The sequence below is a fragment of the Extensimonas perlucida genome (genome assembly GCF_007655255.1).
Taxonomy (GTDB): Bacteria; Pseudomonadota; Gammaproteobacteria; order Burkholderiales; family Burkholderiaceae_C; genus Extensimonas; species Extensimonas perlucida.
Genome location: NZ_VMYE01000021.1, coordinates 16076 through 39647 on the forward strand (window position 1 = coordinate 16076; position 23572 = coordinate 39647).

At 62.2% G+C, this 23572-nt stretch carries 24 protein-coding genes and 1 tRNA gene; 5 read left to right on the top strand and 20 right to left on the bottom strand.

What is annotated here, in order from left to right:
- Positions 1–14: 14 nt before the first annotated feature.
- A complete protein-coding gene (locus FK527_RS14170; protein WP_024889555.1) occupies positions 15–314 on the bottom strand; it encodes a helix-turn-helix domain-containing protein in 300 nt (99 codons plus the stop codon).
- A 104-nt stretch (positions 315–418) separates the two neighbouring features.
- Between FK527_RS14170 and FK527_RS14175 the strand changes: the two genes are divergently transcribed.
- Positions 419–1042, top strand: a complete 624-nt coding sequence (locus tag FK527_RS14175; RefSeq protein WP_124175312.1) for a LysR family substrate-binding domain-containing protein — start codon at positions 419–421, stop codon at positions 1040–1042.
- 27 nt (positions 1043–1069) lie between these two features.
- Here FK527_RS14175 and FK527_RS14180 read toward each other — a convergent pair whose 3' ends face one another.
- Positions 1070–2995: a tyrosine-type recombinase/integrase gene (locus FK527_RS14180; RefSeq protein WP_144735143.1), complete on the bottom strand. Its 1926-nt coding sequence runs from the start codon at positions 2993–2995 to the stop codon at positions 1070–1072.
- A gap of 239 nt (positions 2996–3234) precedes the next feature.
- A tRNA-Gly gene (locus tag FK527_RS14185) sits at positions 3235–3308 on the bottom strand.
- A 216-nt stretch (positions 3309–3524) separates the two neighbouring features.
- On the opposite strand from FK527_RS14185, the gene FK527_RS14190 reads away from it, so the two are divergent.
- Positions 3525–4286, top strand: a complete 762-nt coding sequence (locus FK527_RS14190) for a 3-hydroxyacyl-CoA dehydrogenase (protein ID WP_144735145.1) — start codon at positions 3525–3527, stop codon at positions 4284–4286.
- A gap of 75 nt (positions 4287–4361) precedes the next feature.
- Here the strand turns inward: FK527_RS14190 and moaD are convergent, their stop codons facing one another.
- From moaD to FK527_RS14230, 8 genes are all read right to left on the bottom strand, one after another.
- Positions 4362–4661 carry a molybdopterin converting factor subunit 1 gene (moaD, locus tag FK527_RS14195; RefSeq protein ID WP_144735147.1) on the bottom strand — a complete coding sequence of 100 codons (300 nt, stop codon included), beginning with the start codon at positions 4659–4661 and terminating at the stop codon, positions 4362–4364.
- Positions 4658–5989: a molybdopterin molybdotransferase MoeA gene (locus tag FK527_RS14200; protein ID WP_425460450.1), complete on the bottom strand. Its 1332-nt coding sequence runs from the start codon at positions 5987–5989 to the stop codon at positions 4658–4660. Before FK527_RS14200 ends, moaD begins: the two co-directional genes overlap by 4 nt.
- Positions 5986–6549: a molybdopterin-guanine dinucleotide biosynthesis protein B gene (gene mobB, locus FK527_RS14205; protein WP_144735149.1), complete on the bottom strand. Its 564-nt coding sequence runs from the start codon at positions 6547–6549 to the stop codon at positions 5986–5988. Before mobB ends, FK527_RS14200 begins: the two co-directional genes overlap by 4 nt.
- Positions 6550–6623: 74 nt before the next feature.
- A complete protein-coding gene (thrC, locus tag FK527_RS14210; RefSeq protein WP_144735151.1) occupies positions 6624–8054 on the bottom strand; it encodes a threonine synthase in 1431 nt (476 codons plus the stop codon).
- Between the two features lie 28 nt (positions 8055–8082).
- The gene (locus FK527_RS14215; protein ID WP_144735153.1) at positions 8083–8508 is read right to left on the bottom strand and encodes a PIN domain-containing protein; all 426 of its coding nucleotides are present in this window, start codon (positions 8506–8508) and stop codon (positions 8083–8085) included.
- Positions 8509–8520: 12 nt separating this feature from the next.
- A complete protein-coding gene (locus tag FK527_RS14220) occupies positions 8521–8793 on the bottom strand; it encodes a type II toxin-antitoxin system Phd/YefM family antitoxin (RefSeq protein WP_144735155.1) in 273 nt (90 codons plus the stop codon).
- An 82-nt stretch (positions 8794–8875) separates the two neighbouring features.
- The gene (locus FK527_RS14225) at positions 8876–10234 is read right to left on the bottom strand and encodes a homoserine dehydrogenase (protein ID WP_144735157.1); all 1359 of its coding nucleotides are present in this window, start codon (positions 10232–10234) and stop codon (positions 8876–8878) included.
- A 69-nt stretch (positions 10235–10303) separates the two neighbouring features.
- Positions 10304–11542, bottom strand: a complete 1239-nt coding sequence (locus FK527_RS14230; RefSeq protein WP_144735158.1) for a pyridoxal phosphate-dependent aminotransferase — start codon at positions 11540–11542, stop codon at positions 10304–10306.
- A gap of 187 nt (positions 11543–11729) precedes the next feature.
- Here FK527_RS14230 and FK527_RS14235 point away from each other — a divergent pair, with 187 nt between their 5' ends.
- Both FK527_RS14235 and FK527_RS14240 read left to right on the top strand, forming a co-directional pair.
- Positions 11730–12146 carry an Mth938-like domain-containing protein gene (locus FK527_RS14235; protein ID WP_144735207.1) on the top strand — a complete coding sequence of 139 codons (417 nt, stop codon included), beginning with the start codon at positions 11730–11732 and terminating at the stop codon, positions 12144–12146.
- A 346-nt stretch (positions 12147–12492) separates the two neighbouring features.
- The gene (locus tag FK527_RS14240; protein ID WP_144735160.1) at positions 12493–13311 is read left to right on the top strand and encodes a sulfite exporter TauE/SafE family protein; all 819 of its coding nucleotides are present in this window, start codon (positions 12493–12495) and stop codon (positions 13309–13311) included.
- Between the two features lie 210 nt (positions 13312–13521).
- On the opposite strand, the gene FK527_RS14245 is transcribed toward FK527_RS14240, so the two are convergent.
- The 4 genes from FK527_RS14245 to hemN form a co-directional block, all read right to left on the bottom strand.
- A complete protein-coding gene (locus FK527_RS14245) occupies positions 13522–15594 on the bottom strand; it encodes a putative bifunctional diguanylate cyclase/phosphodiesterase (protein WP_144735162.1) in 2073 nt (690 codons plus the stop codon).
- Entirely contained in the window at positions 15591–16907 is a 1317-nt protein-coding gene (locus FK527_RS14250) for a cyclic di-GMP phosphodiesterase (RefSeq protein WP_246072825.1), read from the bottom strand. Before FK527_RS14250 ends, FK527_RS14245 begins: the two co-directional genes overlap by 4 nt.
- Positions 16908–17230: 323 nt before the next feature.
- Positions 17231–17974: a sulfite exporter TauE/SafE family protein gene (locus FK527_RS14255; protein ID WP_144735166.1), complete on the bottom strand. Its 744-nt coding sequence runs from the start codon at positions 17972–17974 to the stop codon at positions 17231–17233.
- Between the two features lie 32 nt (positions 17975–18006).
- Complete coding sequence (gene hemN, locus FK527_RS14260) at positions 18007–19386, bottom strand: oxygen-independent coproporphyrinogen III oxidase (protein ID WP_144735209.1); 1380 nt, start codon at positions 19384–19386, stop codon at positions 18007–18009.
- A gap of 133 nt (positions 19387–19519) precedes the next feature.
- Between hemN and fnr the strand changes: the two genes are divergently transcribed.
- The gene (gene fnr, locus FK527_RS14265) at positions 19520–20242 is read left to right on the top strand and encodes a fumarate/nitrate reduction transcriptional regulator Fnr (RefSeq protein WP_144735168.1); all 723 of its coding nucleotides are present in this window, start codon (positions 19520–19522) and stop codon (positions 20240–20242) included.
- Positions 20243–20303: 61 nt separating this feature from the next.
- Here the strand turns inward: fnr and FK527_RS14270 are convergent, their stop codons facing one another.
- From FK527_RS14270 to FK527_RS14290, 5 genes are all read right to left on the bottom strand, one after another.
- Positions 20304–20591, bottom strand: a complete 288-nt coding sequence (locus tag FK527_RS14270) for a hypothetical protein (RefSeq protein WP_144735170.1) — start codon at positions 20589–20591, stop codon at positions 20304–20306.
- Between the two features lie 35 nt (positions 20592–20626).
- Positions 20627–20899 (bottom strand): FixH family protein, encoded by a 273-nt coding sequence (locus FK527_RS14275; RefSeq protein WP_144735172.1) that lies wholly within the window; start codon positions 20897–20899, stop codon positions 20627–20629.
- Positions 20900–20931: 32 nt separating this feature from the next.
- Positions 20932–22377 (bottom strand): cytochrome c oxidase accessory protein CcoG, encoded by a 1446-nt coding sequence (gene ccoG / locus FK527_RS14280; protein WP_144735174.1) that lies wholly within the window; start codon positions 22375–22377, stop codon positions 20932–20934.
- A gap of 107 nt (positions 22378–22484) precedes the next feature.
- The gene (ccoP, locus tag FK527_RS14285; RefSeq protein ID WP_144735176.1) at positions 22485–23402 is read right to left on the bottom strand and encodes a cytochrome-c oxidase, cbb3-type subunit III; all 918 of its coding nucleotides are present in this window, start codon (positions 23400–23402) and stop codon (positions 22485–22487) included.
- 24 nt (positions 23403–23426) lie between these two features.
- Positions 23427–23564 (bottom strand): cbb3-type cytochrome oxidase subunit 3, encoded by a 138-nt coding sequence (locus FK527_RS14290; RefSeq protein ID WP_144735178.1) that lies wholly within the window; start codon positions 23562–23564, stop codon positions 23427–23429.
- Between the last annotated feature and the right edge of the window lie 8 nt (positions 23565–23572).

Here is a 23572-nt window from a genome sequence, read left to right on the forward strand (position 1 = left end):
GACGCAACGCCGACCTAGACAGCGTCTTCCTGTTTTTCGGACAGTTGCGCCTCGGTCGCAGCCATCAGTGCCGCGGCCGAGCAACCCAGCCCCTTCGCGATCCGCAGGATCAACACCAGCGTGGGCATGTGCTCGCCGCGCTCGATCTTGCCCATGTGCGATCGCGCGATACCCGCCTGTTCCGCCAGCACCTCCTGCGCCAGCGCCTTCGCGGACCGTGCCTCGCGCACGGCAACGCCGAAAGCGCGCGCTGGCTCGCTTTCATAGGTTCTTGTTCCCGCAGGTCTCCCGCGTTGCACTGATCGCTTCTGCATCAACAGAAGCGTCACGTTTCACGCGAATTTAAACCACGTTAAACTTATCTCATTGACCGATGGCACGCGGTTTTTTCCAGTGTCGGCGTTGTGCGGGTGACACGATGATCGCTTCCGATCCTTTGAACATTGCCCTGTCGGACTGCCTGGCCTATCCCAGGTTGTCGGTACCGATGGCGGTACACCGTCGGCGCTATCCGGACAACCCGATTCGTCTTCACGAAGAGCGCTTGGAGGATCAGCATCGAGGACTGCTCGCGGGGGCTTTCGAGGCAGGCCTCTGCCAATCGCCCGCAGCCCCTGAAGGCATCGATGTCCGACCCGTCTGGCGCGATGCGCTGGCATTGGCCGTGTCGGCCCATCACCCCTTGCTGGCCTTTGCGTCAGTGTCCCTGGAGCAGGCGGCCGACCACCATTGGATCGCCCTGGATGGGCGCGACTGTGTCGGCTACTGTGGGCAAATCGACTCACTGCTGACGGTGGCCGGCGTCGTCCCCTCGGCCGTCACGACGGCCACATCGTTCGGGTTGATGATGACCTTGGTGGCCGCCGGCTACGGTGTCTGCCTGGCACCCGCCGCCCGCATCGACGGCCATCGTGCCCTTGGCGTTGTCCAGCGTCCCTTGCAAGAGGGAGCACTGATGCTCACCACGTACTTCCTGAGCCGTCGAAATACGGACAGCACCCGCCTGGAGCCGTTCTTCCAAGCGCTCCAGGCAAGCGCCTGACCGAACTTCGGCGCGACCCTGGCTCGATCAGTCTCTGGGCGTCACTTCGGCGGCATCGGCAGCTACGGCTTCGCGCACCAGCCGCTGCACGCTTTGCCGGACCTGCTCAGGAAACTCGGTCGTCACGACTGGCTCGCTCGCCTGCATGCACTGTGCGGCCACCAGCCGCGCGGCAAGGTGCAGGTTCGTTGGGTTGACGGCTTCGATGGCCGGCCGTGTCCCGAGCGCCTCGTACGAGCGCAGGAGTGCGTGGTAGATGTCCCAGGTGTCGATGCCCCGTGGCAGTTGCTTCAGCACGGACTGGACCAGCCTGCGCTTGAGCGGATCGAGCTGCCAGTCTGGCACTCGCTGCCCGCGATGCCCCATGTGGATCGACAGCAGGTTGCCGGCCTGGATCTCGTAGGTGATCCAGCGGCGCGACTTGCCCGCGAGCCTGGCGTAGTCCGCCACTGAGAGGTTGTGCGGCGCCTCGAAGGTCTCCAGCACTTGCTGGCGTTCGCGCTGCACCTCCGACAGGCGCGGCCGTGCGTACTCGGGCATGCGCACGGCCGACAGCCGCTGCACCGATGCCGGCGCTTCGGGTTGGCCGGGCGCCGGCGCGGTCACGATCAGTTGCGGCGCGGAGAGGTCGACCACCGGCGGCTGCGCGGCCGCCTGGCCGGCGATGGTCGGCAGGCCTTGGAGCGTGATGGTCAGATGCCGGCTGGCAACCTCGACCTGGTTCTGCTCGAACAGGTCCAGGCGATCGGCCCAGTCCTGCATCATGACGCGGCGCTGCTCGACGTATTCGGCATGGTTGTAGGTCGCGCTGATCCTGTCCGGGTCGGCATGCGAGAGCTGGGCGTCCACCCATTTCTTCGGGTACCCGAGTTCGTTCAGCGCCGTCGAGATCGTGGCACGGATGCCGTGGCCGGTCAGCTGGTCCTCGTAGCCCATGCGCTTGAGCGCCCCGTTAAACGTGTTCTCGCTGACGGGATGCTTGAGGCACCAGTCGCCCGGGATCAGGTAGACCTGGGCCGGCTTGAAGTTGTCGAGCAGGTGGCGAACGATCTCCTGCGCCTGCACCGACAGCGGCACGATGTAGGGCGGGATGTCGATGAGACGCTTGCGCTTCTTCCTGGTGAGCAGCTTGCGCTGCTTGAGCCTGGCCACCGGGATGATCCACAGGCCCCGGTCGAGGTCGAACTGATCGGGCGTGGCGAAGCGCAACTCGCCAGTGCGCACACCGGTGAGCATCAACAGCCGCAAGCCCAACTGCGTGTTCAGGCGCCCGCGGTACTTGCGCAGTGTCTGCAGCATGACCGGCAGCTCGTGCATGCGCAGGAACGGGTTGTGTTCGACCGGCGGCAATGGCAGCGCGACCACTTCCAGGTCCCTGGACGGGTTATCGCCCATGTTGGGAATCGCCACCGTGGCGTAGGTGAACAACTGGGTGAACCAGGTCCTCAGCTTCTCGGCCACCGACAGCGAGCCGCGCTTTTCCACCTTGCCGATGATGTCCAGCAGGTGTGCGCGGGTGATCTCGTAGATGGTCAGGTGCCGCAGCGAGGGGAACACGTCTTTCTTGAAGACGCGCCCGATCTGTTCAAGGCTGGTCTGCCGTCCTTCCTCCAGCGAGAGCCGGCGATGGGCCAGCCATTGCTCGTAGACGGCCATGAAGGTGTGCTCGCCGGCCAGGACGATCGCGTGCCGCCTGCGCTTGCGTTCGCTGTGCGGATTGACGCCCTTGGCGAGCAGCGAGCGGGCTTCATCGCGAAGCGCACGGGCGTCCTTCAGCGAGAGCGCTGGATACGTGCCGAAGGACATGCGGTCGCGCTTGCCGCCCCACGAGAAGCGGAAGTGCCACGCCTTTGCACCGGTGGCTGAAACAAAGAGGGAAAGGCCGTCTGTGTCGGCCAGGGTGTACGGTTTGCCGGTCGCCTTGGCCTGGCGAACCGTGAGGTCCGAAAGCATGATCCCAACTCCTTGAAAGCGAGTTGAGTGCCATGTTTCCCATCGGGCCCCGGCTCCCCCAGCAACAATGCGGAACTGGGAAGCTCCGCATTGCGATGTACCACCTAATGTACCGGTTTTGACCGGCTGTCAGTGGATTTCGCTGGACGTCACTGGATCGAAGATTCTTAAAAAATCGAACCGTGACAATGACTTGCAACACTCCATGGACGTCCCTGGAACACCATGGAAAGTTGAAGTGGAGCGGGCGATGGGAATCGAACCCACGTCTTGAGCTTGGGAAGCTCAGGTCCTGCCATTGAACGACGCCCGCTAGAGACACGTCGGAATTTGGAGCGCCCGATAGAAAAAACCTGTCTGGACGCCCGTGTCCGAGAGGGTGCCGATTATAAGCATCCGCGCTGCCAGATCTCGAGTCATGCCAGATCTTGAGGCACAGGCTCGGTTCTGGGCCTGCGGCCATGCCCGATAATCTGCCGCACCCGCACTGCTGCGGCGTTTTTTATCCACTCGACGGAGACTTTTCAACATGGAAATCAAAGGCAAGGTATTCATCGTCACGGGCGGCGCCTCGGGGCTCGGCGAAGGCACGGCGCGACGGCTCGCGGCGCAAGGCGGCAAGGTGGTCATCGCTGACGTGCAGGTGGAAAAAGGCGAGGCCGTGGCCAAGGAAATCGGCGGTGCTTTCGTGAAATGCGACGTGAGCAGCGAGGCCGACGGTCAGGCCGTGGTCGCGAAGGCGGTGTCCATGGGCAAGCTCATGGGGCTGGTCAACTGCGCGGGCATTGGCCCTGCGGAAAAAACCGTGGGCAAGAACGGTGCGCATCCGCTGGCCGCGTTCACCAAGACCATCACGGTGAACCTGATCGGCAGCTTCAACATGATCCGTCTCGCCGCCGAAGCCATGTGCAAAAACGAGCCCGAGGCCGACACTGGCGAGCGCGGCGTGATGATTTCCACCGCAAGCGTGGCGGCTTTCGAAGGGCAGATCGGCCAGGCTGCGTATTCGGCGTCCAAAGGCGGCGTGGTCGGCATGACCCTGCCGATCGCGCGCGACCTGGCGCGCGACGGCATCCGCAACATGACCATCGCCCCCGGGATTTTTGGCACGCCCTTGCTCATGAGTCTGCCGCAGAACGTGCGCGATTCGCTCGCCGCGAGCGTGCCCTTCCCGAGTCGCCTGGGCCACCCCGACGATTACGCCAAGCTGGTGCAGCACATCTTTGAAAACGACATGCTCAACGGCGAAGTGATCCGCATCGACGGCGCGATCCGAATGGCGCCGCGCTGAAGATTCCGTTTTGCTAATCTTTTGATAGCTTCCAGCGCTTGTGACACGAGTGCTGGAGGCTGTTTTTATATGAAATCAGCCGCCCGTGACGGGGGGGAAGAAAGCCACCTCAGCGCCGTCGTGCAGAGCGGCATCTTCGCGCGCAAGCGTCTGGTCGAGCGCCATGCGCACGGCGCGGCTGCGCGCGAGGCTCTCGGCGTAGGCGCCGCCGCGCGCAATCAGCACGTCGCGCAGCGCGCCCAGCGTGGCGGCGTCGGTCTGCAGCGTTTCGCTGCCCTGCCCTAGCGCCTCGCGGATCGAGGCGAAGTAGCGCACGGTGATGCGCTTGGCAGCGCTGGGCAGCGCGCTCGTCGATGGCTGTGCGCCGGTCGTCATGCCATCAGCTCCGCAAACGGCAGGTAGCGCACGACATCGCCGTGCGCAATGGTCTGGCCCGGCGGCACATCGACGATACCGTCGGCCCACACGGTCGAGGTCAGCACGCCCGAGCCCTGGTTGGCAAACAGCTCCAAGCTTCCTTGGTCGTTGCGCCGCACGCGCAAAAATTCGCGCCGTTTGTCCGCTTTGCGCCAGTCGAAATGCGCCGTCGCGCCAATGAAACGCGGCAGCACGTCGGCCACGCCTTGCAGGCGCAGCAAAAACGGCCGCACGAGCAGCAGGAAGGTGACGAGGCTGGACACTGGGTTGCCCGGCAGGCCGATGAAATGCGTGGGGCCGCGCTGGCCGGAGCCACCGTCTGCAGCGCCGCCCGCAGCCCCGCCTGGGGCGGCCGCGTCGATCTGCCCGTAGGCGAACGGCTTGCCCGGCTTGATCGCGATCTGCCACAGGTCGAGCCGCCCGAGTGCCTGTACGGCAGGCTTGACGTGGTCTTCCTCGCCCACCGAGACGCCGCCGCTGGTCAGGATCACATCGTGCTGCGTGCTCGCCGTGCGCAGCGCTGCCACCGTGGCCTCGCGCTCGTCGGGGACTATGCCCAGGTCGGTGACATGGCAGCCCAGGCGCTGCAGCAAGGCGCGCAGAAAGAAACGGTTGCTGTTGTAGATCGCGCCGGGCGGCATGCGCTCGGGCGGCAGCTCGCCCGGCATGACGAGCTCGTCGCCCGTGGAGAACAAAGCCACGCGCGGGCGCTGCACCACCTGCAACTTGTCCATGCCGATGCTCGCCGCGAGGCCCAGCGCCGCGGGCGTGAGGCGCGTGCCGGCGTGCAGCACCACGGCGCCGCGCGCGATGTCTTCGCCCGCGCGGCGTATGGCCTGGCCCGGCTCCGGCACGGTGTGGATGCGCACGCGGCCCAAGGTGGGCACCTGCGCGGAGGCAGGCGCGCCGTCGCCGGACTCGGGCAGCGCCTCGCAATCTTCCTGCATGACCACGGCGTCGGCGCCCGGCGGCACGGGCGCACCCGTGAAGATGCGCGCCGCAGTGCCCGGCTGCAGGGGCTGGCCGCTGCTGCCCGCGGCAATGCGCTGGGCCACGCGCAGCACGGTGCCGGCCGCCGGCACGTCGGCGCAGCGCAGCGCGTAGCCGTCCATGGCGCTGTTGTCCTGCGGTGGCACGTGCAGCGGCGAGACGGCGTCCGCCGCCAGCACGCGGCCGTCGGCGTCCCAGGTGGCTACGCTGTCGCGGCCCGGCAAGGGCGTGGCGCGGGCGAGCAACTCGGCCAGGGCTTCATCGAAAGGTTTCAAGGGCGGGTGTTTCATCGTCATGCCGGGAATTTTCCAGAACTGTGCCGGCTTGGATCGTAATCAAAACGCTCGGCCTGCGCGCGCAGCCACTGCGCGACTTGCTCTGGCGCGGCCAGCGGCAGCACGGGCCGCAGCGTGGGCTCTGGCAGACGCTCGGGCGCATCGGTTGCGATCGCGACGACGAACATGTCGTGCGGATAGAGCACGGCGCGCTCGGCCTCGCCGGGTTGCGCGGGGCGCCACACCTCGATTTTGGGCAGGTCGCTCCACTTGTAGCCTTCGACGAACACCCAGTCCACGCCGTCGTCGAGCTCGGCGAGCAGCTGGTGCACCGTGAGCTGCACGGGCTGCTCGAATTCGCGCAACAGCGCCAGACGCTGATCCGACGCGACCAGCACCTCGACAGCGCCCGCGGCGCGGTGGCGGAAGCTGTCCTTGCCCGGATGGTCGATGTCGAAACGGTGGTGCGCGTGCTTGACCACCGACACGCGCTGGCCCTGCTCGCGCAGCAAGGGGATCAGTTGCTCGATCAGCGTGGTCTTGCCTGCGCCGGAAAACCCGGCAAAGCCTACGACTTTCATACCTGGCGATCCTGGGAAACTATTTTTTCAATAGCTGCTAGCGCTTGCTGCATCAGCGCAAAAGCCGTTTTTCATCATGAATCGCAATGCTGCGCGATGTAGTCCTTGACGCGCTGCACGTCGGCCGGCAGCACCTGCACGCGGCGCGGCAGGTTTTCGATGCCTTCGAAGCGCGCGGGGCGTTCGGGCTCGTGCCCCAGCGCCTCGCGAATGGTGGCGGCGAATTTGATCGGCAACGCGGTTTCGAGCACGATCATGGGCACGCCCGGCTGCACGTATTCGCGCGCCACCCTGACGCCGTCGGCGGTGTGCGGATCGATCGTGATACCAAAGCGCGCATGCACGTCGCAGATCGTCGCCAGGCGGTCTGCGTGCGTGCTCTTGCCGCTCACGAAACCGTAGCGCTCGCGCACTTCGGCAAAGGCCGGATCGGCGCTCAGGTCGAACTGCCCATGCTGCGCGAGCGCGTCCTGGAACAGCGCCTTGACGCGCGCGCCGTCGCGCCCCAGCAGGTCGAAGATGAAGCGCTCGAAGTTGCTCGCCTTGCTGATGTCCATGCTCGGGCTGCTGGTTTCGTGCGTGTCGCGGCTCGCGCGCACGCGGTACACGCCGGTGCGCAAGAACTCGTCGAGCACGTCGTTCTCGTTCGTCGCCACCACCAGCCGGTCTATGGGCAGGCCCATCATGCGCGCCACATGGCCCGCACAGACGTTGCCGAAGTTGCCGCTGGGCACGGCGAAGCTGACTTTTTCGCCCTCGGCCTGCGTGGCCTGGAAGTAGCCCGCGAAGTAATACACCACCTGCGCGAGCAGCCGCGCCCAGTTGATCGAGTTGACGGTGCCTATGCGGTAGCGGCGCTTGAAGTCCAGATCGTTGCTCACGGCCTTGACGATGTCCTGGCAGTCGTCGAACACGCCCTCGATCGCCAGGTTGTGGATGTTGGCGTCCTGCAGGCTGAACATCTGCGCCTGCTGAAACGGGCTCATGCGCCCGTGCGGACTGAGCATGAACACGCGAATGCCGCGCTTGCCGCGCATCGCGTATTCGGCCGCGCTGCCGGTGTCGCCGCTGGTCGCGCCCAAAATGTTGAGCGCCTCGCCACGGCGCGCGAGCTCGTACTCGAACAGGTTCCCCAGCAGCTGCATGGCCATGTCTTTGAAGGCGAGCGTGGGGCCGTTCGAGAGCTCTTCGAGATAAAAGCCATCTTCGAGCTTTTTCAACGGCGTGATCGCGCGCGTGCCAAACACCTCGGGGGTGTAGGTTTTCTCGCACAGGCGGCGCAGATCGGGCGCGGGAATGTCGTCAATGTAGAGCGACAGCAGCTCGAACGCGAGCACCGCATAACCCTGCGTGCGATACACCTCCCGCAGCGCCCGCAAGCGCGCGGCGTCGATCTGCGGGTAGTGCGCGGGCATATACAGCCCACCATCGGGCGCCAGCCCTTCGAGCAGGATGTCGCAAAACTTGCGTGGCGTGTTGTCACCGCGGGTGGAGAGGTAGTGCATGGGGATGGCAATCTCAAAAAAGCAAAAATTAAGGCGCGGCCCACGGGTCGAGCAAGGGCACGCCCATGTCTTCGAAATGGCGCACGTTGCGCGTCACCAGGGTCAGGCCGTGCGCCATGGCGCTTGCGGCGATCAGGATGTCGAGCGTGTCCTGCATGCGCCCCAGCGCGCGCAGCGAGGCTTTGAGTTCGCCAAAGTGGCGCCACACGGATTCGTCCGTCACCAGCACGCGCCCGGCAAACTGCTGCGCCAACGACAGCGTCCAGGCCTGCAATTGGTTGCGTTTGGCGCCCAAGGGCAGACAGGCCAGGCCGTAGTGGATCTCACCCAAGGACACCGCAGCCAGCGCCGCCTGCTGCCCGTGCGCGCGCAGCCAGCGCACCACGCCTTCGTCGGGCTGCAGGCGCGTGGGCTCGGAGAGCACGCAGGTATCGAGCAGCCAGCGGTAGCGCATCGAGACCTGTTCTCACTGCTCGCCAAAAAGCGGCGGCCGCCCAGCCTCTGGGCTGCGCGGCATGGCGGGCAATCCGCCTTCGAGCTTGGGGGCGTTCAGCAGGAACTCGATGAAACCGTCGTCGCTCTCGGCTTCGGTGCCAGCGGCTTCGGTATCGCCGAGCGCGACGACGCGCGCCACCGGCCGGCCATGCCGCGTGATGAGCTGCGGCCCCTCGCGCTGGGCACACTCCACCAGTTCGCTGAAATGGCTCTTGGCTTCTTGCACTTGCCAGACGGCGTTCATGGCAGCCCCTTGTTATGGACAGAATGACCTGAATTGTAGGCAGACGCGCACAGCGCTCGATGACCTGCCAGCAGCACCCGCATCAAGCCAGCTCCTCCTTGCGAATGCGCACGATGGGTGCGAGCACGGTGGGCAACTGTTGCATTTGCGCGAGCGCGGCGTCCATCAGGCCTTCGCGCGTTTCGTGGGTGAGGATGATGAGGTCGGTTTGCGGCACCTCGGGGCTGTCGGCAGGCGCTGCTTCCTGCCCGCTCACCTGGTCCGCCTCGCGCTGCAGCACGGCGTCTATGCTGATGCCGGCTTCGGCCAGCAGGCCCGTAACCTTGGCGAGCACGCCCACCTGGTCGGCCACGCGCAGGCGCAAATAGTAAGCCGTGACCACCTCGCGCATGGGCAGCACGGGCAGGCTGTCCATCGCGGCGTCCAGCGTGTGCGGCTGAAAGGCCAGGTGCGGCACGCGGTGCTCGGGGTCGGCGGTGTGCAGGCGCGCAATATCGACCAGATCGGCAATCACGGCGCTGGCCGTGGGCTCGCTGCCCGCGCCCTTGCCGTAGTAGAGCGTGGTGCCCACGGCGTCGCCCTGCACCATGACGGCGTTCATCGCGCCTTCGACGTTCGCGATCAGGCGCGCGGCGGGCACTAGGCTGGGGTGCACGCGCAGCTCGATCCCTTTGTCCGCGCGCTTGGTGATGCCCAGCAGCTTGATGCGGTAGCCGAGCTGCTCGGCGTACTGGATGTCGGTGGCCGCCAGGCGCGTGATGCCTTCGATGTAGGCCTTGTCGAACTGCACCGGGATGCCGAAGGCGATCGCGCTCATCAAGGTGACCTTGTGCGCGGCGTCCACGCCTTCGATGTCGAAGGTCGGGTCGGCCTCGGCGTAGCCCAGGCGCTGCGCTTCTTTGAGCACTGCGGCGAAGTCCAGCCCCTTGTCGCGCATTTCGCTGAGGATGAAGTTGGTGGTGCCGTTGATGATGCCGGCGATCCACTCGATGCGGTTGGCCGTGAGCCCTTCGCGCAGCGCCTTGATGATGGGAATGCCGCCCGCGACCGCGGCCTCGAAGGCCACCATCACGCCCTGGCGCTGCGCCGCCGCGAAAATCTCGCCGCCGTGCACGGCCAGCAGCGCCTTGTTGGCCGTGACCACGTGCTTGCCCGCGGCAATGGCTTCGAGCACCAGCGTCTTGGCGATGCCGTAGCCGCCGATGAGCTCTACCACGATGTCTATCGCAGGGTTCGCAATCACCTGGCGCGCATCGCTGACCACGGCCACGCCCTCGCCCACGATCTCGGCGGCGCGCGCCACGTCGAGGTCGGCCACCATGGTGATCTCTATGCCGCGCCCGGCGCGGCGGCGGATTTCTTCCTGGTTGCGGCGCAGCACCTTGAACACGCCGCTGCCCACGGTGCCTATGCCCAGCAGACCTACTTGGATGGGTTTCATGAATTTATCCATAAAAAATGCCTCTAGCGCTTGAGGGACAAGCGCAAGCAGCTATCAAAACAAAACGAATCAGAGCATCTTGTCGGTACCGCAGCGCTTGCGGTACTGCGCCAGAAAGCGCGCCACGCGCCCTATGGCCTCGCGCAGGTCGTCCTCGTGCGGCAGGAACACAATGCGAAAGTGGTCGCTCGCGTGCCAATTGAAGCCCGTGCCCTGCACCAGCATCACGCGCGTTTCCTGCAGCAGTTCGAGGAAGAACTGCTGGTCGTCGTCGATCGGGTAGATCAGCGGATCGAGGCGCGGGAACATATACAGCGCCGCCTGCGGCTTGACGCAGCTCACGCCGGGGATGGCGGTGATGAGCTCGTGGGCCAGATCGCGCTGCTTGCGCAGGCGCCCGCCTTCCCTCACCAGGTCGTTGATGCTCTGGTAGCCGCCCAGCGCCGTCTGGATCGCCCACTGCCCCGGCACGTTGGAGCACAGACGCATGTTCGAGAGCATGTTGAGCCCCTCGATGTAGTCGCGCGCGGGCTTTTTGTCACCCGACACCACGAGCCAGCCTGCGCGGTAGCCGCACGAGCGGTAGGCCTTGGAGAGCGAATTGAAGGTCAGCGTGAGCACGTCCTGGCTCAACGAGGCCAGCGGCGTGTGCTGCGCGCCGTCATAAAGCACCTTGTCATAGACCTCGTCGGCAAAGATCACCAGGCCGTGCTGGCGCGCGAGCGTCACGATGCCCTGCAGCAACTCGGGCGAATACAGCGCGCCCGTGGGGTTGTTGGGGTTGATGACCACGATGCCGCGCGTCGCGGGCGTGATCTTGCGGCGGATGTCGTCGAGGTCGGGCATCCAGCCGTTGCCCTCGTCGCACAGATAGTGCACGGGCGTGCCGCCCGAAAGGCTCACGGCCGCCGTCCACAGCGGGTAGTCGGGCGATGGCACGAGCAGCTCGTCGCCGTTGTCGAGCAGCGCGTTGGTCGCCATCACGATGAGCTCGCTCGCGCCGTTGCCGAGGTAAATGTCGTCGAGCGTGACGCCCACGATGCCGAGCTTTTGCGTCTCGTGCATCACGGCCTTGCGCGCCGCAAAAATGCCCTTGCTGTCCGAATAGCCCGCCGAGTTCGGCAGGTTGCGGATCATGTCCTGTTGCACTTCCTCGGGCGCATCGAAACCGAACACCGCAAGATTGCCGATGTTGAGCTTGATGATCTTGTGCCCCTCTTCTTCCATCTGCCGCGCCGCATCCATGATGGGCCCGCGGATGTCGTAGCACACATTGGCAAGCTTGGCGGATTTCTGGATGATTTTCATGAACGAACGGCCTTCAAGGGAAAGCAGCCGGCAAAAGCGCCGAAAACCTATAATTTGACCATAGATCGGCGGCTGGATTGGCGGATTTTTGACGCTTCGCCAATCCCTGCCACTTTCCGCATTTCGCTGCACCGCCCCATATTTTGGCGCCACCCCTCGCGCACCCATGCGCACCCACGAACTGCCCATGAAATTCGCGCCCGAACGCTCCGAAGCGCAGACCATCCGCGGCTACGGCCCCGGCTGGATCGCCGTCGAGGCGGAAAAAATCACCCACAGCGTCATCCTCGCTTCGGACGGTCTGCGCCTGGCCTGGAACTGCGCGCGCTTTGAAGACCTCAGCCCGGCCCACTTTGCCACCCTTGCGGAGCAACTCGCGCCAGCACCTGCAGCGCAGGCCGCCGGGCGCCCCGTCGAAGTGCTGCTGCTGGGCAGCGGCTGTCGCCACCGCTTCGTCCCGGCAGCCTGGCTGCAGCCGCTCGTTGCCATGGGCCTGGCGCTGGAAACCATGGACACGGCCGCCGCCTGCCGCACCTACAACGTGCTCGCCCACGAGGGGCGCCGGGTGGTCGCGGCGCTGGTGCTCGAAGCGCCCGCGGCGTGACGAAAGCCGATCCCCCATGTTTCCTTCACACGAGCCCTGGCCCGTCGCTCGGCGAAAGCTTTGTGCAAGAACACCGCCGGCACAGATATTGCGCCCGCGCTGGGAAGACCTACAATTGCGCCGTCTGCGATGCTGTCGGGCCTTATATTTCCTTGAACCAATGCTCATTGAGCACGGGCTTGGTACATTGCCTGGCTAGCGTGATCGTCTCGCGTCAGATGAACCCAAAGTCAGGTTGCCCTCGCCCCCCTGAACCCCCGGTTCAGGATGCCGGTCCGGTGGCATTTGCAGACACCTTTTCATCGCAGCTGGGATGGCACCGCAAAGCGCTCTCGCCTCCCTATCCATGCATCTTCCCCTCTCGCTGATCCTCGAACTGTGTGCCCTCGGCTTGGTCGCAGGGTTCCTCGCCGGCCTGCTTGGCATAGGCGGCGGCATGCTGCTCGTGCCCATGCTGACCTATCTTCTGGGGCGCCAGCAAGTCAGCCCGGATCTGGCCGTCAAGATGGCCATCGCCACCTCCATGGCGACCATCGTATTCACCTCGCTGTCCAGCGTGCGTGCGCACCAGCGGCACGGCGCCGTGCGCTGGGACATCGTGCTGCGGCTCGCACCCGGCATCGCTTTTGGGGGCCTGCTCGCAAGTCTGGGCGCGTTCAGCCTGCTCAAAGGCACGTGGCTGGCCATTCTTTTCAGCCTGTTCGTGGGTTTCTCCGCAGTGCGCATGTGGGCGGACAGAAAACCTTCGCCAACCCGGCAAATGCCGCATGCGGCCGGGCAACTCGTGGCGGGGGGCGTGATTGGTTTCCTGTCCGGGCTGGTCGGCGCCGGCGGCGGCTTCGTGAGCGTGCCCTTCATGGTCTGGTGCAACGTCGCCATCCACAGCGCCGTGGCCACCAGCGCCGCCCTGGGCTTTCCGATTGCGATCGTGAACGTCCTGGGTTATGTGCTCAGCGGCCTGTCCGTCGCCGGCCGGCCGGCCCTGTCGTTCGGCTATATCTGGCTGCCTGCGCTCGTCTTCGTCGCAGTCTGCAGCGTGCTCACAGCCCCTTTGGGCGCGCGCGCAGCCCACAAACTGCCGGTGACGCAACTCAAACGCATCTTCGCCAGCCTGCTCCTGGGGCTTGCGGCCTACATGCTCTGGAAGGGGCTGGCCGCGGCCTGAAAGCGCGACGAACGATGGCGCAAGCTGCGCCAGCAGCCTGTCGGACTTTGGGCGTCGATAGCGAGAATGGGCCCCAGCGAGGCCAGTTTTTGCCGGATTCGCCGCTCCATAGTGGTGCTATGGGGCAAGAAGACGGTAAAAAATGGGCCGCTGCGGCGCATTCGCAGCCGACGATTCCAAAGCCCGACAGGCTGCCAGGATGCCTGCAAGTCAGCACAGCGGATCGGCAAGCGCATCCTGCGTCGCAACGCCAGAGTGCGCAAGCTTTTGCCAGAACTCCGTCGGCGGTAACGCCGGTGCGCACAGAAAACCCTGGAAATGACCGCAGTGCAAGCGCTGCAATGCGGTACGCTGGGCGGCCGTTTCCACCCCTTCTGCCACCACTTCGATATGCAGGGCCTGCCCCATGCCCACGATGGCCCGCACGATCGCCAGGTCGCCCTCGTCGTCGGGCAGGCCGCGAATAAAGGACTGGTCGATCTTGAGTTTATGGATCGGCAACTTTTTGAGGTAAGCGAGGTTGGAATAGCCCGTGCCGAAGTCGTCGATCGCCAGACTGACGCCCAAACCGGCCAGCTGGCGCAGGCGCTCCTCCATCTCCAGCGCATCCTGCAGCATGATGGACTCGGTGAGCTCGATTTCCAGCAACGAGGGCGGAAGTTGGTGCACGGCGAGCAGGCGTGTGACGCGCTCGACGAAATCGGGCTGGCGAAACTCCAGCGTCGAGACATTGACGGAAATGACGAGCGGATGCCCCGCATGCATCCATTTGGCAGCTTCGCGCACTGCCTGCTCCATGACCCAGGCACCCAGCGCGATGATGAAGCCAGATTCTTCCGCCAAAGGGATGAAAAGACCGGGCGACACCGTCCCGAGCTCAGGGTCCGTCCAGCGCAGCAAGGCCTCGGCCCCCGTGATGCCACCGGTCGCGAGGCTCACCTGAGGCTGGTAATACACGGCAAAACGCTGCGCAGCGAGCGCCTGACGCATCGCGTGCTCCAGTTTCATGCGTGACAGCAGATGCGCGTTCATCTGTGGCTGGTAGAAGCTGTAGTTGCCACGCCCTCGGTCTTTGACGCGGTACATCGCGGTATCAGCCTGCTTGATAAGCTCATCCAGCGTGGCGCCATCCTGTGGGTACAGCGCGATGCCCATGCTGCACATCACCGAAAAACCCATGCCGTCGAGCTCGTAGGGGCGCAGCATGCTTTCCAGGATGCGGCGCACCACGCCTTCTGCCGCGACCGCATCGGCTTCGTGCAGGTAGAGCACGAACTCGTCCCCGCCCAGGCGACACAGCATATCTGTCTGGCGCAGACAAGAAGCCAGGCGCTCGGCCACCAGTTGCAACACCCTGTCACCAAAAGAGTGGCCCAGGGAATCATTCACGATCTTGAAACGGTCCAGATCGAGGAAAACGATGGCAAAGCCCAGCGCCTTTTCAGAGGCTTCCTGGATCGCCGCATCCACCCGCTGCGCAAACTGCCGGTAGTTGGGCAGCCCCGTCAGCGCATCGGTGTAGGCGAGCTCCTGAATGCGCTGCCGGTCAGCCTGTTGCTGCGTGATGTCGCGATATGAATAGACCCAGCCGGCGGGCTCGCCGCGCTGCAGCTGCGGCACCACCAAGCGCTCGACAACGACGCCATGGCGCAAGTGCAAAATGTCGCAGGCCTGTGCCTCTGGCTGTTTTGCCAACTCGGCAAGCCGCCGTTTATAGGCCTTCTTGTCGATGACCTGGGCTGCCATGTGCGCATACACCGCCTGGTCATCGCGCTCCACCAGCAGGCGCTCGGGAATGCCCCAGATTTGTGCCATACGCCGATTGAAAGCGCGTATGCGGCCCTGCAGGTCGCACACCAAAATCCCTTCCGCGGCCGAATCTAGTGTGGCACGCAGTTCGGCCAACAAGGCTTCCAGCTCGCGTTCGGTATTTTCCTGAGCCGTACGGTCAAGCATGCTGAGCACAAAATAGCCGCTGCCGTCGAGGGCCTGCAGCGCTGCCACCCGGCGCGCCACGGCCACCCACGCGCCATCGCCACGCAGCACGTGGGTATAGGAGTCGATTCCCCGTGCGATTTCTTCCGTGGTACCGCCCCAGAATGCCTGATCCTCCAGCGTAACGGCCAGACGCAGAACGGACATTCCCTGCATTGCGTCACATGACAGACCCAGCAAGCGCGCGGCCGCTTCGTTCGACTGCACAATGCACAGGGACTTTGCATCGACGAGCCAGACGGCCTCTTGCAGACTGTCGAGCCAGGATTTTTGCACCTGCAGGGTCATTGCATGGCCTCCTCTTGCCCTGCTACCTCCTCCAGAGCTACCGCACGCTCAAAAAAGTAGCAAATTTTTTTGCGCGGCGACAGGTAATCCAACGCTTCCCGCGGGAGTTGGCTCGGTCTGAGGCTGCGGCGTATGCCCAGCTCAGGTTCCGCCTGCAAGTCCAAAATCAGCGCCTCCTCTTTGGGTACTTGCGGGTCATGCACGATCACTTTGGGGCGCAGAGGCCGGTTCGAATTGACAGACACGACGAGCGCGTAACGGTCATTGGCCAGTTGCACCACCGACCCCGGAGGGTACACCCCCATCATGCGAATGAATGCACCCAGCACCGTCTCGTCAAAGCATGCCTTGCGGCGCGCGAAAATCATTGCCAGCGCTTCGTGCGGGGTCAGGGTATCGGCCTCGCGCACCGGGTTGCAGAGCCGATCATAGTGATTCACCAACGCGAGCATCTGGCTCGCACGCCCGAGATCACTGCCACAGAGCCGCTTGGGAAAGCCGCTGCCATCGGCCATCTCGTGGTGCTGGGCAATCGCAATCACGGCCGCATCGGGAAGCCCCATGCTGCGGGCCAGGGCAGCCGACGCACGCACATGCCCCTCATACTGCGCGCGCTCTGCCGGTGTCATCGTGGGCAGCGGATGCCGGTATTTGGGGGGCAAGGTGATCTTGCCCACATCGTGCAGCAAAGCGGCCATACCCAACTCCTGCAACGCCGTACTCTGCAGCCCCAAGACCCTCCCGAGCAGCAAACTTGCGACCATGACATTGACCGGATGGAGCGCGGCGCGCTCGCCTGCACCCTCAGACAGAAGACGAATGGCCACCTCGTCTTTGGCAAGCAGGCCGGAGACACACTCTGCCACCAGCTTTTGGGTTTGCGCACAGGCCTGCGCAGGGAGCTCCGACACCGTGCGCTCGATCGCGAGATATTCACGGGTCGCTTGCGCAAAGCGCCGGTCACACTCCAGCAGACGACGGTTTTGTTCTGCCAGCAACGACAGGCGCATCGCCTCAGGCGAGGAAGCGTCCTTGCTTGCAGGCTGCGCGGCCACTGCCCCGCCAGACTCCGTAGCCGTGGTAGGCACTTCCTTTTGCCCCGATGTTGCCAATGCGCGCCGGACATCGGCATCACATTTGTCCAGGATGACGCGAACTCTCGTCAGCCCCAGGTCGCGCAAGGTAGAAATCTGCTGCGCCGACGCAATGCGAAAACTGTTCACCGGAAAGGGATGATTCATCCAGCCCACCTCCAACTGGATGAACATGCCGATACAAAGCTGATCGATGTCGATGTAAATGGAAGCAGTCACTTGCAAACAACGGGCCCTACAGTTACGCCTTCTCGCACATTGTTCACAAATTATGGCCTCTGCGCACACAGAAAACGACTTTGACTCTGAAAAATGTAGCGCCATGCAAAAAAACCACGCGCATGTTCTCGCCCCGGATCCCGCCTAGGAGCCTGTCGGGCTTTGGGCGTCGAAAGCGAGAATGCGCCCCAGCGAGGCTGGTTTTTGCCGGATTCGCCGCCCCATAGTGGTGCTATGGGGCAAGAAGCCGGTAAAAAATGGGCCGCTGCGGCGCATTCGCAGCCGACAACTCCAAAATCTGACAGGCTCCCAGACCCAGAACCTCAGGCGCACCACAGTGAGGACTTGGCGATGACGTCCATCCACAACGCCCAGCCGGCCATGGCACAGAGCAATACCCCGGCGAGCCGCGTCCCCCAGTCGGCCCGCGCGGCATTGAGGCGCATGCGCAACTGCCCCCAGATCCAGGGGCCGGCAAGCAGCCAGATGCCGCTGCCAATACCGAACAGCGCCATCGCCCATGCGCCTTGCCACACCCCGCCACTCAAAGCCGCCACCAGCAAAGCGGAATACAACAAGCTGCAAGGCATCAGCGCCCATAAAACTCCCACGAGCCCCAAGCCGGAGGGTGCCGCAGTCCATGATTGCATGCGGCGCCATACCGCACGCCCGGCGCTCTCCACCAAGGCGGGCTGGCGTGCTTGCAGCACCATCGCCAACCCCCATGCCAGAACGGCCACATGCATCAAAGTCCATACAGGCCGCAAGGCAGCCGTTTGCTGTGTCATCCAAGCCAAGCCATCCATGGCCAATGCGGCCAAGGCACCTGCCAATGCGTAGCCTGTCAAGCGCCCGACATGAAAAGCCGCGAGCCGCTGAACCCCGCCGACATTGGCACGCAGCCCCCCCACTCTTCCTGTACCTTGCGCTACCGCGTCGCTGCTCACAACGGCTGCCGCCGAAGACCCGCCCACCAGTGCTGCACAGGGCGCCGCACACATGGCAAGGCAATGCGGCCCCCCGACCAAGCCCATGAACAACGCTGTTAATGAAAAAGTGAGCAGCATGCGCAAATTACGCGGCCATCAAGGCCGATTTTTCAAATGATGCGCGAAAAACGCGCCCTGTTGCGATCGGCCTGCAGATAGCGATCGAACACCATCGCAATGCCGCGCACGAAAAACCACCCCATGGCAGTCACCTGAATGCCTTCGGGCCCCAGCACAACCAAGCCATGCGCGGCCAGACCCTCCAACTGTTCCAACTCCGCTGCGAAATATTTGCGAAAGTCGATCAGCCAAGCCTGCTCCACGGGTTCGAACAAAAGCTCGCCCTGGCACATCAGCGCCATGATGACCGCGCGGCGTATGAGGTCATCGCGCGACAAAGCCAGGCCGCGCACCACGGGCAGGCGACCCCGATCCAAAAAGTCGTAATACTCTTCCAAGGTCTTGGCGTTCTGGCTGTAGGTGGCGCCAATCCGGCCAATACCGGAAACGCCGAGGCCGATCAGGTCGCAATCTGGCTGGGTACTGTAGCCCTGAAAATTGCGATGCAGGCGCCCTTGCCGCTTGGCGACGGCCAACGCGTCCGTGGGCAAAGCGAAATGGTCCATGCCCACGTACACATAGCCCGCCCCCATCAAGGCGTCCAGCGAACGCGACAGCATCGAAAGCTTGGCCTCGGCCCCTGGCAGCTCCTCAGCGTGGATGCGCCGCTGCGGCTTGAATCGGTCCGGCAGGTGCGCATAGGCATAAAGCGCAATGCGGTCGGGACGCAGCTGCTCGACGAGCGCCAGGGTTTTATCAAAAGACTCCGGCGTCTGCCGTGGCAAGCCATAGATCAAGTCCACATTGACGGACTCGAACCCCAAGGTTCGCGCAGTCTCCACGAGCGCGAACACCTGCTCGGCTGGCTGGATGCGATGCACGGCCTTTTGCACCTTGGGGTCAAAGTCCTGCACGCCGAAGCTCAACCGGTTGAAGCCAAGTTCTGCCAGCAGCGCCAAACGCCCCGCATCCACCGTGCGCGGATCGATCTCTATGGAATATTCCCCCCCCGGAGTCAAGGCAAAACTGCGCTGAAGCATGGCCATTAGTCTGCGCAAGCCGTCATCAGAGAGAAAGGTTGGCGTGCCACCGCCCAAATGCAACTGGCTGACCGGCTGGCCAGTGCCAAGCTGCGCCACATGCAAGTCCACCTCTTTCCCCAGATAGTCCAGGTAAAGCTCGGCACGTTCATGATGCTTGGTGATGATCTTGTTGCAAGCGCAGTAGTAGCACAGCGACTCACAAAATGGGATGTGCACATAGATCGATAGTGGCAGAGCCGTCGCGCCGCCTAGGCGGCGCTGGGTAAGCGCAAGCACGTACTCCCTGTCGCGAAAAGCTTCGACGAAGCGATCAGCGGTAGGATACGAGGTGTAGCGGGGCCCCGGTACGTCGAACCGGCGCAGGAGCTCAGGCGAGACAACGGTCATATCAATCAATCCTTGCGAATTTTGCAACTGTGCCTTAGGCTTGCAAGCAACTTATTGACCTGAGTCAAGCTACCAACCATGTCGGCAAGCGCCGCTACTCGCGCGCAACCACCGCAGCCTTACCTCGAAAGCCATGAATCCTCAAACCATCAAAGTTGCCTGCTCCAACTGCAATTTGCGTGAGCTGTGCATGCCCGTGGGACTGAACGACGAACAACTGCAACGCATAGACGAGGTCGTCGCCGTGCGGCGCAAGGTCAAACGCGGCGGCACCCTGTTTCGCAATGGGGAAGCGTTCACTTCCCTGTACGCGATTCGCACCGGCTTTTTCAAGACCTGCATCACCACGGAAGACGGTCGTGATCAAGTGACTGGCTTTCAGATGGCAGGGGAAATCATTGGCCTTGACGGCATCGTCAACGACCACCACAGCTGTGATGCCGTAGCACTGGAAGACGCCGAGGTTTGCGTCATGCCGTTCGACCGCCTGGAAGAACTATCCCGAGAAGTCACGGCATTGCAGCACCATGTGCACAAGATTATGAGCCGGGAAATCGTGCGCGAACACGGCGTCATGCTGCTGCTGGGCAGCATGCGCGCCGAGGAGCGCCTCGCCGCCTTTTTACTCAATTTGGTGCAGCGCCTGCATGCACGCGGCTTCTCGCAATCGGAGCTGATTCTCCGCATGACACGCGAAGAGATTGGCAGTTATCTCGGCCTCAAGCTGGAAACCGTGAGTCGCACTTTCTCAAAGTTTGTTGAAGAAGGCATTATCGAAGTCAAACAGCGCCATGTACGCATACTTGATGTGGAAGCTCTTCACAGCATCGTGAACAATCAACAGAACTACCACTAACGGCCAAGCCCACGCCCCAACCATTTTCAATATGGCCAGCATCCACTGGCCAGTGACTGATTCAACACGTAGTCTTGCGACAGTCGTCCGGCCTGTCTGACGCTGGAACAGGACAACGGTTCAGCTCAAAAGGCGACATCGCCAAGAGTGTAGTCAATGCACTCGAGGCCATGTTGACGATCCAGAAGACGAAAAACACAATGGTGTAAATCGCTTCGCGTGACATTGCCAGAGGGTGACCAAACCAATGCAAGTCCTGTGGATCGACCAAAGCAAATACCAGCATCTCTAAAATACCCGCCATCAAAAAGGCGGGCCAGGCAATCCACATCCATCTCTGCGATCCCATATATCGTCTCCTATTCATGCCTCGATGAAATTATTTCAATGCGGCTGATCTTTGACAGGCGTAATAACATGGTTACGGGCTTTGAGAGCTGGCGCAAGGCTTTTTTCTGGTTGCGCCAGGGTCTTATTGATTTCAAGCCCGTGCTGATAGTAATCCTCATCAATCACCGGATCCGGCATTCGAATCGCAACCCACAGCGTCACAAACCCCGCAATGATTACGATAGCAGGACCAGCGATCAAGAGCCACACATAGCCAATTTTCCACCAAGGCTGCATATCGGAAGGGTGGCGATCAGTTGTTGGCATAAAAATCCTAGAAATGGTGCTACACAAGCCCGTCAACGGGGCACGAGAAAAATAGACTTTTCTTCAATCCTGGCTTTGTCATCCAGTGACTCGATGACAAACCAGATAGGATGCGAACCAGGACTTGCTGCTCCATAAGGAATCTGCACCCGAACGGCTACCCAACGCGCCTCCGCGGGCCCTACATCGTACTCCGCATCCGATGCCATTTCAATGCCATCCAGTCCTTTGACGGAAATACGATAATGATGCGGGCGCTCCGTAGCGTTCATGATCTGCAAACGATAAACGTTTTCCAACCTGCCGCCAGCCACTATGCGCGACAACGCTGCGCGATCACGCACAACATCGACCTTCATCGGACTGCGCATCGTCAGACTCACCAGCATTGCCACGCAAAGCAACAGCAACAGAGTGGTGTATATCAAAATACGCGGCCTCAATATCCTCCGCAGCATCTGCGCACGCGTCCAATGGCCGCGCAAACCGTTTTGCGTGACGTAGCGTATCAAACCTTTAGGGTAATGCATCTTCTCCATGACGGAGTCGCATGCATCAACGCATAACCCGCAGCCTATGCACTCATACTGCAAGCCGTTGCGTATGTCGATACCCGTGGGACACACTTGCACGCAAAGCGTGCAATCTATGCAATCCCCCAAACCTTTGGCCTTGTGATCAACATTTTTGTTACGCGGCCCGCGCGGCTCCCCACGCTCGGCGTCATAGCTGACAATCAGGGTGTCTTTGTCGAACATGGCACTCTGAAAGCGCGCATAAGGGCACATATATTTGCACACCTGCTCGCGCATGAAACCGGCATTACCATAGGTGGCGAAACCATAAAACAAAACCCAAAAAATCTGCCACCCACCTTGCAAGGCCAGCAACTCACCACCCAATTGGCGAATCGGCACAAAATAACCGACAAAAGTAAACCCCGTCCACAGAGCAACAGCAATCCACAAAAATTGTTTAAGAAATTTCTTGCGAACTTTCTCGAAATTCCAAGGCCCGGCATCGAGGCGCAAACGCGCCGTTCGATCGCCCTCCACCTTGTGCTCTATCCACATAAAAATTTCGGTATAAACCGTTTGTGGACAGGCAAAACCGCACCACAAGCGCCCCGCCACTGCAGTAAACAGAAAGAGCGAAAGCGCCGAAATTATGAGCAGCCCCGTGAGATAGATGAAATCCTGCGGATACAGTACCAGACCAAAAATATAAAAACGCCGCGCTCCCAAATCAAATAACACCAGCTGGCGCTCTCCCCATTGCAGCCAAGGCAATCCATAAAACACCAGCTGAGTCAGAAATACCATCACCCAGCGCCAGCGCGCAAAAAAACCGCTGATGGATCGGGGGTAAATTTTTTTGTGGGCTTCGTAGAAAGAAACGAGCCCCTCGGACTCCGAAGACTCAACGGGGGCAGCGGTGATAGGTATGACCTTGCGGGGAGGCTGGTCGGCGGAACTCATGATTCAGAGGCATCCATAAAAAACAAATCACCAAAACGTTTTGCCGGACGGAAGACGTCATTGAGCACAATGCGTCTTTCCATTCCGGCTACTCTTCAAGTCGTGGTCTATTTCGCGGCGACGTTGGAATTATTGGACAACCCCCACACATAAGCGGCGAGGACGTGAATTTGATCCTCGGTGAGCTTGTCTTTCTGCTCCGGCATCTGATTGGTTTTGCCATTGTTGATCATGGCGATGATCGCATCCTCGCCGTAGCCATGCAACCAAATATCGTCTGTCAGATTGGGCGCCCCGAGATCCTGGTTGCCCTTCCCGTCCATTCCATGGCAGGCGGCGCAGGCCGCAAACTTGGGCTTCCCAAGTGCGGCACGCACGGAGTCATGCGGGCTGTTCGAGAGACTGAGCACATAGTGAGCGACGTTGCGCACGTCATCGACCGTGCCGACCGCCGCGGCCATGGGCGGCATCATGCCAATGCGTCCGTTGGTAATGGTCTCCTGGATTTTGGCCGGTGTACCGCCGTGCAACCAGTCGTTGTCTGTCAGGTTGGGAAAGCTCTTGCTGCCGCGCGCATCCGAGCCGTGACATTGCGCACAGTTGTTCATGAACAACCGATCACCAATGGCCATTGCCTGCGGGTCCTTGGCGAGGTCTTCTGCTCTCATCGCGCGAAAACGTGCATACAAAGGCTCCAGTTCGGCCTTGGCCTTGGCCATTTCAGCTTCGTACTGGCCCTGCTCGGACCAGCCGAGTTTGCCACCAAATTTCCCCAATCCAGGATAGGCTGCCAAATAGCCGATACCAAAGATGAGGGTGATTACGAACAACCACACCCACCAGCGCGGCAAAGGATTGTTCATTTCGGCGAGATTTTCATCCCACACGTGACCAGTTGTATTGTCGCTGTGGGCTGCGACCTTTTTGCGCGCAGTCGTCCACAGCAACAGAAAACACGCGACGATGCCAATAATAGTTATCCAAGTCACAAAATGTGACCAAAAATCGCTGGTGAAATCGCTCATGGGATTCTCTCGATGTGATTTATGTTATTCCTGCTCGAAGGGCAGATGTGCAGCCTCTTCAAACGCAGACCGATTACGCCCCCAATAGGTCCACACGCAGATTCCGATGAAGCAGGCCATGGAAAGAACGGTGGTAACGATGCGGGCAGTCGTGATATCCATAACCCCTC